General features: G+C 29.9%; 9 protein-coding genes. All 9 read right to left on the bottom strand.

The window, feature by feature from the left end; all coding sequences use genetic code 11:
* Position 1: 1 nt before the first annotated feature.
* The gene (gene nifJ / locus L8X50_RS04695; protein ID WP_263660519.1) at positions 2 to 3,556 is read right to left on the bottom strand and encodes a pyruvate:ferredoxin (flavodoxin) oxidoreductase; all 3,555 of its coding nucleotides are present in this window, start codon (positions 3,554 to 3,556) and stop codon (positions 2 to 4) included.
* A 117-nt stretch (positions 3,557 to 3,673) separates the two neighbouring features.
* Positions 3,674 to 4,318: an HAD family hydrolase gene (locus tag L8X50_RS04700; RefSeq protein WP_263660520.1), complete on the bottom strand. Its 645-nt coding sequence runs from the start codon at positions 4,316 to 4,318 to the stop codon at positions 3,674 to 3,676.
* A gap of 3 nt (positions 4,319 to 4,321) precedes the next feature.
* Positions 4,322 to 5,308, bottom strand: a complete 987-nt coding sequence (locus L8X50_RS04705; RefSeq protein WP_263660521.1) for an OmpA family protein — start codon at positions 5,306 to 5,308, stop codon at positions 4,322 to 4,324.
* A gap of 242 nt (positions 5,309 to 5,550) precedes the next feature.
* Positions 5,551 to 5,940, bottom strand: a complete 390-nt coding sequence (rpsI, locus tag L8X50_RS04710; RefSeq protein ID WP_039617655.1) for a 30S ribosomal protein S9 — start codon at positions 5,938 to 5,940, stop codon at positions 5,551 to 5,553.
* A 2-nt stretch (positions 5,941 to 5,942) separates the two neighbouring features.
* Positions 5,943 to 6,368 (bottom strand): 50S ribosomal protein L13, encoded by a 426-nt coding sequence (gene rplM, locus L8X50_RS04715; RefSeq protein ID WP_039617653.1) that lies wholly within the window; start codon positions 6,366 to 6,368, stop codon positions 5,943 to 5,945.
* A gap of 86 nt (positions 6,369 to 6,454) precedes the next feature.
* Complete coding sequence (locus L8X50_RS04720; RefSeq protein ID WP_263660522.1) at positions 6,455 to 7,108, bottom strand: hypothetical protein; 654 nt, start codon at positions 7,106 to 7,108, stop codon at positions 6,455 to 6,457.
* Positions 7,101 to 9,845, bottom strand: a complete 2,745-nt coding sequence (locus L8X50_RS04725; protein WP_263660523.1) for a RecB-like helicase — start codon at positions 9,843 to 9,845, stop codon at positions 7,101 to 7,103. The genes L8X50_RS04720 and L8X50_RS04725 overlap by 8 nt, the downstream gene beginning before the upstream one ends.
* Complete coding sequence (locus L8X50_RS04730) at positions 9,842 to 12,229, bottom strand: PD-(D/E)XK nuclease family protein (protein WP_263660524.1); 2,388 nt, start codon at positions 12,227 to 12,229, stop codon at positions 9,842 to 9,844. Before L8X50_RS04730 ends, L8X50_RS04725 begins: the two co-directional genes overlap by 4 nt.
* Entirely contained in the window at positions 12,229 to 12,741 is a 513-nt protein-coding gene (locus L8X50_RS04735; RefSeq protein WP_165955270.1) for a FixH family protein, read from the bottom strand. The genes L8X50_RS04730 and L8X50_RS04735 overlap by 1 nt, the downstream gene beginning before the upstream one ends.
* Position 12,742 lies beyond the last annotated feature (1 nt).

Raw genomic sequence — 12,742 nt, forward strand, 5'->3', positions numbered from 1 at the left:
ATTAATTTTCATTGCTAAAATCAGCACTTGCTAAACGCTTAAGCTGTCTGTAACGACGTTGTGCCTCTGCTTTATTTTTTTCAAATAATTCTTTTGCTTGCTCAGGATTTGATTTTTTCAAAGAATTATAACGAACTTCATTCATTAAAAAGCTTTCATATAAATCCCAATCAGGTTCTTTTGAAGAAATTGTTAAAGGATTTTTACCTTCAGCTTCTAAACGCGGATCATAAATATAAGTTGGCCAATATCCACATTTTGTAGCTAACTCTGCTTGATTTCCTGAATTTCCAAGTCCACCTTTAATACCATGAGCTATACAAGGAGAATAAGCAATAATCAAAGAAGGTCCATCATAAGCTTCTGCCGCCATTACAGCTTTTAACAATTGTGCATAATTTGCATTAGAATTTACTTGAGCCACAAAAATATAACCATAAGTCATAGCAATTTGACCAAGATCTTTTTTCTGTACTGGCTTACCTGCTGCAGCAAACTGTGCTACTGAACCCGTTCTTGAAGATTTTGAGCTCTGACCGCCTGTGTTAGAATACACTTCAGTATCAAGCACTAAAATATTTACATTCTCACCGCTTGCCAAAACATGATCAAGTCCACCATAACCTATATCATAAGCCCAGCCATCACCACCAAAAATCCAATGTGATTTTTTACTTAAATAGCTTTTAAGTTCTAAAATATCATTAACTGCTTTGATTTGCTTATTTTCTTCTAACAATGGAACTAATTTATCTCTTAATTCCAAAGAAACTTTAGAATCTTCTTTATTTGCAATCCACTCTTTATATAATGCAGAAAGTGCGTTAGGTACTTCTTGCATACTTTCATTCATTATGTGTTCTATTTTATGTCTTGTAGTTTCAGTTGCTATTTTCATACCAAGACCAAATTCAGCATTATCTTCAAATAAAGAATTGCCCCAAGCAGGTCCATGACCATTTTTATTGCTTTTTCTATATGGAGTTGAAGGAGCTGAGCCACCATAAATAGAACTACAACCCGTTGCATTAGCAACAATCATTTTTTCACCAAATAATCTAGTAATTAAAGTAATATAAGGAGTTTCTCCACACCCTGGACATGCTCCATGAAATTCAAATAAAGGTTGAGCAAATTGGATGCCTTTGGTATTTTCTCTATTTAAAATATTATCTTTATAACTTACTTTTTTGAATAAATAATCTGCATTTTCTTGCTCACCATGATCAAGCTCTTCACCTAGTGGTACCATCACTAAAGATTTTTCTTTGGTAGGACACTCATGCACACAAAGCTCACAACCTGTACAATCAAGCGGCGAAACTTGAATTTTGAAATTTAATTTTTGTTCTTTCACGCCTTTTGCATTTAAGCTGTGCTCTTTTACACCTGATGGAGCATTGTTTAATTCTTCTTCATCAATCAAGAAAGGTCTGATAACTGCATGAGGGCATACTGAAGCACATTGATTACACTGAATACAATTAGTTTCTATCCATCTTGGCACCATAACACCAACGCCTCTTTTTTCATACTCAGTAGTACCATGCTCAAAACTACCATCTTCATAGCCCAAAAATGCCGAAACTGGTAAATCATCACCCTTAGCTGCATTCATAGGTTTTGCGATTTTTTCAACAAACTCAGTACCTTTATAAGCTATAGTTTCTTCTTTTGCTTCATTAGCTAAATTTACCCAAGAAGGATCAATATCAACTTTTACAAGTCCATCTGCACCTACATCAATAGCTTTATAATTCATTTCAACTATAGCATCACCTTTTTTACTATATGATTTATAAGCTAATTCTTTCATATATTTTTGCGCATCTTCAAAAGGAATGATATTAGCAAGTTTGAAAAATGCTGATTGCATAATCGTGTTTGTTCTACTACCTAGTCCTATCTCTCTAGCAAGTTTTGTAGCATTAATGATATAAAAATTAATTTCCTTTTGTGCTAAAACTCTTTTTACTGCATTTGGAATTTTTTCAATAGTTTCTTGCGCACTCCAAATACTATTTAAAAGGAAAGTTCCTCCTTTTCTAATACCTGCTAAAACATCATAAATTTCTAAATACGCAGCCACTGAGCATGCTACGAAATGTGGCGTAGAAACTAAATAAGTTGAAGTAATAGGTTTTTTAGAAAATCTTAAATGGCTTCTTGTATAACCACCTGATTTTTTAGAATCATAAGCAAAATAAGCTTGCGCGTAAAAATCTGTTTTATCTCCTATAATTTTAATAGAGTTTTTATTTGCACCTACAGTGCCATCGGCACCAAGTCCATAAAATAAACACTCTATAGTACTTTCATCACCCAAAGAAATTTTCTCTCCCACAGGCAATGAGGTAAAGGTTACATCATCATTAATTCCTATGGTAAAACCATCTTTTGGATTTGCTTGATTTAGATTTTCAAATACAGCTAAAAGTTGGGCAGGATCAACATCTTTTGAAGAAAGTCCATATCTACCACCAACGATTAAAGGTGCTTTTTCCTTTCCATAGTATGCGCTTTTTAAATCTAAATAAAGTGGCTCTCCTAAACTTCCTGGCTCTTTAGTTCTATCTAAAACAGCTATTTTTTCAACACTTTGAGGCATTACATCAAATAAATATTTTAAACTAAATGGTCTATATAAATGAACTTTTAAAACCCCTACTTTTTCACCTTTGCTATTCAAATAATCTACAACTTCTTTTAAAGCTTCAGTCACTGAACCCATTGCTACAACAACACGCGTTGCATTTTTATCCCCATAATACACAAAAGGTCTGTATTCTCTTCCTGTAATTTTTGAAATTTCTTGCATATATTCATTAACAATATCAGGAACAGCTTCGTAATATTTATTTGCCAACTCTCTTGTTTGAAAATAAATATCATCATTTTGAGCCGTACCTCTTGTTTTTGGATTTTCTGGATTTAGACAGGAATTTCTAAATTCCAATAAAGCCTTACGATCCAGTAAGCGATCAAAATGTGCATAATCCATTACTTCAATTTTTTGGATTTCATGAGAGGTTCTAAAACCATCAAAAAAATGCATAAAAGGCACTCTACCTTTGATAGCTGCTAGGTGTGCAACACCTGCTAAATCCATACTTTCTTGCACAGAATGCGAACAAAGCATAGCAAAACCTGTTTGTCTTGCAGCATAAATATCTTGATGATCTCCAAAAATAGATAGCGCTTGAGATGCTAAAGCTCTAGCTGCCACATGAATTACTCCAGGTAAAAGTTGACCTGCAATTTTATACATATTTGGTATTTTTAACAAAAGTCCTTGAGAAGCGGTATAAGTCGTGGTTAAAGAACCTGCTTGCAAAGACCCATGAACTGTCCCTGCTGCACCTGCTTCACTTTGCATTTCTACAACTTTAACTGGCACTCCAAAAAGATTTTTTTTGCCTTGAGAAGCCCATATGTCAGTATAATCAGCCATAGGAGAGCTTGGAGTGATAGGATAAATTCCAGCAACCTCTGTAAATGCATAAGCAGCGTAAGCTGCTGCTTCATTACCATCCATCGTTTTCATTATTTTACTCATTTAATCTATCCTTATAATTAAATAATTACTTAAAGTCAATAACTACTTTATCTTTAATTGTCTTAAACAATAATAAAAATTTTTTATTATTTATAGGTATAGAGTTTAAATGGGAAATTATCGGATATTTCTTATATATTTTATGGCTTCATAGGTATTTTTAAAAAGCGGAATTTCAAATTTAGCTAAACTTTCTTTACTTTCATAACCACTACTTACAGCCACAGGAATAATATTGGCATTTTGAGCAGCTTTTATATCTAAATGAGTATCACCTACCATAAAAGCATTTTCTTTGTTTTTAGAAAGTTTCTTCAAAGCTAATAAAATAGGCTCAGCATCTGGCTTTGGACAAGTTACATCGTCTCTACCTATAATAACTTTAAAATGCTCTCCTATACCTAAATGATCAAGTAAAGGTTTAGAAAATTTAGAACTTTTAGTCGTAACAACAGCTAAATCAGCAAATAAACTAGCCTCATATACACTTTCTTTTGCAAAAGGAAGTAAAGAAGTTTGTTCTATATAGATTTTTTGATATACATTTCTATAAGCATTAATATATTCACTTGTTTTCTCTTTTGTCACACCAAGCTTTTCAAAAGCTACATCCAAAGGAAAACCTATCAAAGCCTTAATAGCTTCATGATCTCTTAAAGGCTCATTAAAAGCTTTAAAAGCAGCATCAAATCCATCTAAAATGGCACTTGTAGAATCTATCAAAGTGCCATCTAAATCAAATAAAATTGTCTTTTTTAGCAAAGTTTATTCTTTAATAAAAAATTTTGCTTCAACGCGTCTATTTTGCGCACGACCTTCTTTGGTATCATTGCTTGCTTTTGGCTTTTCAAAACCATAGCCTTTAGTTACAATTTTTTCTTTAGCAACACCTGTTTTTTCAAGTTCCTTCGCTACGGCATTAGCACGCTCTAATGATAATTTTTGATTATAAGCCTTAGGACCTATACTATCTGTATGGCCTTCTAAAATAGTATAGTATTGAGGATTTTCTTCTAAGATCTTACCCACTTCTTGAATTTTTTGAGCAAATTCTGGATTTATATTAGTCTGATCAAAACCAAAATGTCCCTCAAGGGCTATTGTTTTTTCACAACCTATATGATCAAGCAAAGCACCTTTTCTTGGTTCTGAACATGTTTTATCGATTTGTTTTACTTGTGGCTTTTCTTCAATTTGTTTTGTTTCAACATTAGGAGTTTTTGGAGCTTTATTGCCAAAATAAAAACTTAAACCAACACTAGAAATTAAATTATGTTCGCCATTGTTGAATTTAATTTGATCTCTTGCTTCAAGTCTTAAAGCTAAATCTTCTCCAAGTGCGAATTTAAAACCCGCACCATATTGAGCAAACATACCACTTTTATTTTCATAAGCCCCATGACTTAAATACTCATAACCTGTTCCTAATAATCCATATAAATACACATGATTAGCTAAATCAATTCCTTTAATAGCATTCACATAAAATCTCGAAACACTAGTATTTGTATGTGTATTATCATTTGGATTATTATATTTTGCATTATCATAATACTCTAAACCAAGTTCAGCTTGATCTATCCATAAATCATCATAGTGATAGCCAAATCTTAAGCCAACTCCACCATAATTTTTAAGATCTAAATTTCCTTCTGGTGTTGTATAGTTAAAGGTCGGGGTTATTTCTATTTTGCTAGCATCAAAAGCAAATAAAAAACTAGCTAAACTAACTAAGCTTATAATTTTTTTCATAACAATCCTTATAAAATAAATTGAGCGATTATATAAAAAAGAAGATTAAAATAAAATAAGCCCCTTTGGGTAAGGGGCTTAAATTTACTACAAAAAGGAGGTTTCCCTGATCGGACCTTGGAATTATAAATATTTATTCTAAACAAAAAATCCTTTGATTTTAAATAAAATAAAAATATATGAAAAAAATATGATTTTTTAAAAAAATAGAGAAAATGGATCCAAAATGGATCCAAAAAATATTAGCGTTTAGAGAATTGTGGGCTTCTTCTTGCTTTTCTGCGACCGTATTTTTTACGCTCAACAGTTCTACTATCTCTAGTAAGAAGTCCTTTTGGTTTTAATAATGCTCTAAAATCTGCATCCATAGCAGCTAAAGCTCTTGAAATACCATGTCTTAAAGCTTCAGCTTGAGCACTGTAACCACCGCCTAAAGTTGTTGCTTTAATGTCCATAGAAGTTTCTTGTTTAGTTACTAATAAAGGCTGAACTACTTTTAATTTTATAGCTTCATGTCCGCCAAGCCAAGTATTTAAATCCATACCATTAACGATGATTTTACCACTACCAGCTTTTACCCAAACTTTAGCTACAGCGGTTTTTCTTTTACCTGTTGCGTATGTTGTTGCCATGATTATTTTCCTTTATTAGCAATTTGAGCAGTATGAGGATGTTCGCTACCTGCATAAATTTTTAATTTTTTAAGCATAGCTCTACCTAGGTTTGTTTTAGGTAGCATACCACGAACTGCTAATTTATATAATTTAACTGGATTTTTTTCTAATAAATCACCAAATTTTTCACTTTTTACGCTTCCAAAATACCCTGAATGTCTGTGATATAGTTTATCTTCTGCTTTATTTGCACCTGTGAAAACTGCTTTAGAAGCATTGATAATGATTACATAATCTCCACAGTCAACATTTGGAGTATAGCAAGGTTTATTTTTACCTCTTAAAATAGTCGCTACTTCTGTTAAAAGACGACCAAAACGCTTTCCTTCAGCGTCTAAAACGATCCATTCGCGTTTTACTTCGTTTGGCTTTGTTATCTTTGTCATCATCTTACCTTTGCCAAAAAATTTTTTAAAAATGAGATTATAATTATTTTAGCTTAATTAATACTTAATTTAAGAATATTTAAAGCTTATTCTTTTCCTAAAACCCAAAAATACATATCCATAATTTTCATATCCGGATAGTATATATTTTCATTGAATTTTAATTTTATTTTTGGAAATTCAAAACTACTTTTACATCTATCTATCAAGTCCATAATCCCCATATAACTATCTTTACAATATTGTATCGGTATCTTATTGTTGTTTATATTATACTTTTTTAACCCATTTACAAAAAATCTATCATAAGCAGGGGTGCAGCCAAAAATTCCTAACAAAATTTTTGTGATCAGTGTATTACTAATTTTGTTTTTATTATTTTTATCTTCTTTATTATTTTTATAGGGTGATAATTTTCTTTCTATAATTTCATTTGCTTTAATTATTTGACTCCAATCATGCTTATCCCATAAATCAATAGTCAACAACTCTTCTAACATTGTTTTATATATTTTATAATCATGGCGCAATAAAAAAGAAGAACCCCTATACATACCCCAACTAGCTAAATAAAAAGATAACATCAAAGAAGCATAATCATAATCAATATCTTTCCTATAGATATAAAAATATTCATAGCAATGCTCCCAAGATAAATATCGATGATTGTTTCCATTTTTTATTTCACCATAAAAAAGAGAAATATTACCATCAAATTGTTCTTTATCTATACTACACATATATTACCTCCACTTTATTTTTTAAAATATACACCAAAAAAGCCTTAGTGGAAGTCTTGGCTAAGATTTTTTCTATGGCTTCTTTGTAAAGCAAAACTTGCTTTTTATGCTCGTTTAAATTTAAACCCGTTTTATAGTCTATAATGATAGCTTCATTATCATCAAATGCAAGCATATCAAGTTGTTTTTGCTCACCTTTATAAGTGATGATTTGCTCTTTTAGTAGCTTTTTACCCGCTAAAAGCGCGTTAAAGCTCTCATCTTTTAAAAGCATAGTAAGTCTTTTAAAAAGCTCATTAAAACTTTCATCATCTAAGTAAAAACGATATTTTTTATACACCATTTGCTTGCAAAATTCAAAATTGCTTTTAGTGTTAAAATCAAAATATTGCAAAAACTCATGCAAAGCCAAACCAAAGTGTATTTGCGTGCTTGAAAGATAACTTTTTACTTTGACTTCTTGCAAATTTACCTTTTGAAATTCTTCAAAGTTTTCTATTTGTTCTAAATTTTCTAAAGGCTCATTTGTTTTAACAAGCTGTTCTTCTATAATGCCTATTTGTTTTTCTTCATAGTCTTGAAAATAGCTCTTAAAGGTTTTAAAACTCTCATCATTTTTTATAATAAAAAGAGAGTTTTTAGCTCTAGTAAGGGCTACATATAGACAATTTATCTCATCTTCTGCTTGAAGTTTTTCTCTTTTAGCTAAAAAGGCATTGTAATTTTGATCTTCAAGATATTTTCTAGCACTGTGTCGGTATTTTACTTCCCAACCTTGCTCTAAATCATACTCAAACATTAAAGTTTCATTATCCGGAGCTTTTTTACTAAGTCTATCAAGTACGATTAAATTTTCAAATTCAAGCCCCTTAGATTTATGCACGGTCATAATACTTACTCCATCATCTTGAGCTTGTAAAGACTTTAACTCACATGGAGCAAACAAAAAATCAAAAAAATTATCAAAAGTACTTGCATACTCTAAATACGCAATGAGATTCACATCACTTAAGTCAAGTTTTAAAACATGTACTAGGTATTTTAAAATCTCACCTACACTGTGGTTTAAATCAAGCGTTATAAACTCAAGTTCTTTTTCTAAAATACTACTTGCAAAGTACAAGCCAAACTCATCTTTAAGTACACAAGCCTTTGCATACTCAAAAAGCACTCTTGCACTAATACAATCTATCAAAGCTACATTGCTTTGCGTATAAGCTTTAATGTTATTTTCTTCAAGAAATTCTTTCATTAAAGTAGCGTCTTTGTTAATCCATACCAAAATGCAAATTTCACTAAGCTTTACGCCTTTTTCTAAAAGCTTTTGGATGATCTTTAAAACTTCTTTTCCGCTTGCTTCATGCAAAGAACTTTTTGGCGGGATATGATTTTGCAAAACTTCCACATATCCACCTTCTTTAATGCTTTTTTGCCAAGTAAAGCTAGGATTTAAAAAGCTATCAAAAAATTTATTTTTAAAGACTTCATTTACATAATCAACAATAATCTTTTTACTACGATAATTAGTATCTAAATGCTCTAATTTAATTTGTGGAAAATCTTTTAAAAGCTTATCAAAAAGCTCTTTTTTACCCCCTCTAAAACCATATATGCTTTGCTTTTTATCCCCCACATAAAAAAAGCTTCTATTTTTTTTCACTCCCTCGCCTGAAACAAGCTCAGCAATGATGGGTTTTAAAATTTGATACTGCAAAACATTAGTATCTTGAAATTCATCGATTAATAAATGCGAAATATAACCATCAAGTCTAAAATAAATCAAATCTTTATTAGTTTCATCACTAATTAACTCATAAGTTTTTAAAGCTATATCTGAAAAAGTCAATGCATTTTGCTTAGCATTGTTTTCATTTCTTGCTTCTTTAAAATGCTTCAAAAGCTTTGCAAGCATACTAATGCGATAATTTTCCATTTGAGTAAAATACTCTTTTGCGCTTTGTAAAAACTCTGCTCTTTTTTGTAAAAATTCACTATCGATGACTTTTACAAAATACTTTTTATCTAAATCACAAATAATAGGTTTAGTAAAGAAATCTTCTATGTTTTCAAATTCAAAATTTTTTTGATAGTTTTTATCTGTACTTAAATTTCTTGCATAAGTTATAAACTCACTCAAGCTTTTTTCCAAAAAAGTTTTATTTGGAAAATGTGCATTTTGTATAGAATTTATCTCACAAGATCTTTCATACAAGCTTTCAAGATTTTGCAAAAAATCACTTTTACTTTTTGTTTGGACAATATAATAAGCTAAAGCTCTTAATTCTTCTTCGTCTAATTTAGAAATGAAATTTTTATAACTATCTTGATTTTCTATAATATCAAAATCACTCATAAGACCTAAATTTAAAGCAAAAGAGCGCATGATTTGCGAAAAAAAGCTGTCAAAAGTGTAGATATTAAGCTTAGATCTTAAAAACTCATCTTTGTATTTTTCTCTTAAAGCTATAAGCTCATTTTTGCTTTTGCCTAGCATTTTCATAAGCTCATTACATTCTGCTTTATTCTCTCCATTTTCAAGCACATCAAATTCTAAAAAGGTTTTAAAAACTCTTTCTTTCATTTCACTTGTAGCTTTATTAGTAAAAGTAAGGGCTAAAATTTCATTAATCTTAGCTCCCATTAAAACCAAAGCTACAAAACGCACACTTAATGCAAAAGTTTTTCCACTTCCTGCGCTAGCTTCCAAAGCTAAAAAAGGCTCAAAATGATAACTCAAAGCTTAAACTCCTTTTTATAAAGCATGGTATAAGGGCTGTAAGTATTGTCGTTTTTTTGATTAAAAAATTCTTTTTCCAAAGGCTCTTTAGCAAGCTCATTAAGTAAATCTTTCAGTTCTTGTACGCTCTTACTTTTAGCATTTTCATGTATGATTTTGATATTTTTTAGATCATAAAAACAAGCTTTTGTATTTAATAAGGCATTTTGATTTTCTAATAAAAACTTATAAAAAGCAAGTTGATAAGACTTTTCATCTGCTTTGCCACTTTTATAATCTATAATCAATCTTTCATTGCCATTATTATCTACTCTATCTAAAAAGCCTATGGCGTGAATTTTCACTCCATTTTCTGTGATAAATTCTTTTCTTGGTGGATTAAATTCGCATTTTTCTACCACATAACCTTGCTTAAAATGCTCATTTTCAAGTGTTTGGAATTCTTTAAATATAGTTTGTATTAAAGCTAAATTTAGCGCATCAACTCGGTATTGTTTAATGCTTTTTACCACTTGCATAAAAACTTCATAATCAAAATGATTTTTAGATTTTTGTGTATAATAAAGCTCTAAAGCCTTATGGATAAAACTCCCCAACTCATTTGCTCTAAGTGTATCATCTAAAGTCTTTGGCTCTTTTAATCTTAAAACATATTTATAATAATAATCCAAACCATAATGCACAAGAAGATGAAATCTTGAAAAAGAAAGATCACTTTGAAAATAATCGTGCTTTGCTTTAATACTTACAATAGGCTCAAGATTAAAAGTACATGGATAAGTTTGGAAATATTTCACATAAGCATTATTACTATAAGTCTTGTCTTCATAAAGTGGAAATTCAAGTTCATTTAAAAATCTTGATTTGATTTTTTCTTCATTTTCCACATAAGAAATTCCAACTAATTTTGCCTTGGCTATTAAAGTATAATAATAATGTCTTTGTAAATTTTCTCTTTGAGCATGAGTGATAAGTCCTGCTTTTTTGCGAATTTCATTGTTTAAAAATAACTCGCTTGAAACTCTTTTTGGGATAAATTCATCATTAAAATCGACTATAATCACCCCGTCATATCTAAGTCCCCTACTTTCTAAAAGTCCCATTACAGTAACTTCACCACCACCAACACTGCTTAATTTTATACCATCAATTTGCATGAAAAATAATTCTAAAATTTGCACAAAGCTTAACTCGTGTGTTTTTACAAGCTCTTTGATAAAAATAAGCTCTTGATGTATATAATTTTTTAATTCCTCATCACTATCTTCTAGCAAATTAAAAATAAAATTCTCAAAAAAATCAAAAGAAATATTTTCATCAAAAAACTTTTTAAACTCTGTAAAATCAACACTAGAAGAAAAAAAGTGTAAATTACACAAATGTTTGTTTAAATTACACCTTTCATAAAATTCTTCATTTTCTTCATACTCGAACTCATCATCTTTAGCACTTTCATACAAAGACTTTAATCTATGATAAAAAAGTGTATTTTTAATACTTTCTCCACTTGCATAATTTAAAACATTGTTTTTATCATAAAGTCTTAAAATATCTACAAAATTCTCATCAGGTGTAATCACTACAATATCTTTTGCGCTTATACCGGATTTTAAAAAAGAATTAATTTTTTCAAAAACAAAAGCAGCTTGCAAAGATCTTAAATGAAAACTTTTATAACTAATTTTACTTTCTTTAAAAAAGCACTCTTCTTTTAAAATTGTTTTTTGATTTAAATCAAACAAATAAGCATAATTTGCCTTAAGAGAAAGTCCTTGTAAAAAGCTAAGAGTATTTAAAAAATCTTTATTAAATTTAGTGCAATTAAACTGCACTTTAAGAGGAATTGTTTCCTTAACTTTTAACAAAAGCTCTACTTCAAAGGCATTTAAAAAACCTTGAAAATCAAAAATAATCTCATCATAATTTTTTAAAAAATCACTATTAATTTCATAATCTAGCGGCAAAGAAATATCATCATATAGATTTTGCTCTTTTAACAAGGTAAGATAATTTTTAAAAAGTTCTTCTAAAATTTGCAAATGTTCATCATACTGAGCGTAAGCATCATGAAATTTTAATGAGTTGATATCTTTTTTTTCTAAACTAAGCTCTTTAAAGAAACTAAATAAATAAGCATTATTTTTTAAGAAAGCAAAAAAATTACTCGGTATTTTTAAGCTTTGCTCTAAATTTTTAGTTTGCTCACAAGCCTTTTTCATCAAAAGTAAACACTCATAGTGTGTTGCTTGAAAATGTGGAGAAAAAACTAACTTTTGTATAAATTCGGCTATACTCATAGCCGGTTCTACTAAACTATCAACCTGTAGTTTTTTCTCATAATACTTTCTTAAAGCTCTTAGTGAGCTAAATACAAAAAGTTTCATTATTTAGTCTGCAAAAAGAATTTAAAAAATCCTACACTATTTTCATCTTGAGTGATTTTTAAAAGTATTTGCCAAACACCTTTTTCTTTGATATTAAAATCAAACACCAAATCACTTCCTTCTAATCTTACTTGCAAATTCTCATCATTTACATTTGTATGTGGACGCGAAAGTAAAGTTTGGATTTGAAGCTTACTTAAATCATAATCTTTTAAATTTTCAATTGCAATCCTAAGCTCATTTTGCCCTTCATTGATATAATAAACTTGATTTTTCTTATGCATAAAGCTTTCTTTGTCTTTAATGCTTAGCTTAAAATTTTCATCAAAAGTCTTTTGTCTGTTTTGAATTTCATTATAATTTAACTCTACATTTTGATAAGAATCAAAATAAAAATTATCTTCATACACAGGAGCCTTACTTGCAATAAAAATCGTAACAATACAAGCTATAACAATAAGCCCCAAAGAAATCAAAATACCATAAGGCCAAAATGTTTTCTTATTTTCCATT

It is taken from the genome of Campylobacter sp. CNRCH_2013_0898h, assembly GCF_025772965.1.
In the GTDB taxonomy this organism is placed as follows: domain Bacteria; phylum Campylobacterota; class Campylobacteria; order Campylobacterales; family Campylobacteraceae; genus Campylobacter_D; species Campylobacter_D lari_D.

What these genes read in the sequence shown, in the direction of transcription:
- nifJ (WP_263660519.1), bottom strand. Translation starts at nt 3,556, where the DNA reads ATGAGTAAAATAATGAAAACGATGGATGGTAATGAAGCAGCAGCTTAC.
- L8X50_RS04730 (WP_263660524.1), bottom strand. Translation starts at nt 12,229, where the DNA reads ATGAAACTTTTTGTATTTAGCTCACTAAGAGCTTTAAGAAAGTATTAT.
- rpsI (WP_039617655.1), bottom strand. Translation starts at nt 5,940, where the DNA reads ATGGCAACAACATACGCAACAGGTAAAAGAAAAACCGCTGTAGCTAAA.
- L8X50_RS04705 (WP_263660521.1), bottom strand. Translation starts at nt 5,308, where the DNA reads ATGAAAAAAATTATAAGCTTAGTTAGTTTAGCTAGTTTTTTATTTGCT.
- rplM (WP_039617653.1), bottom strand. Translation starts at nt 6,368, where the DNA reads ATGACAAAGATAACAAAGCCAAACGAAGTAAAACGCGAATGGATCGTT.
- L8X50_RS04735 (WP_165955270.1), bottom strand. Translation starts at nt 12,741, where the DNA reads ATGGAAAATAAGAAAACATTTTGGCCTTATGGTATTTTGATTTCTTTG.
- L8X50_RS04720 (WP_263660522.1), bottom strand. Translation starts at nt 7,108, where the DNA reads ATGTGTAGTATAGATAAAGAACAATTTGATGGTAATATTTCTCTTTTT.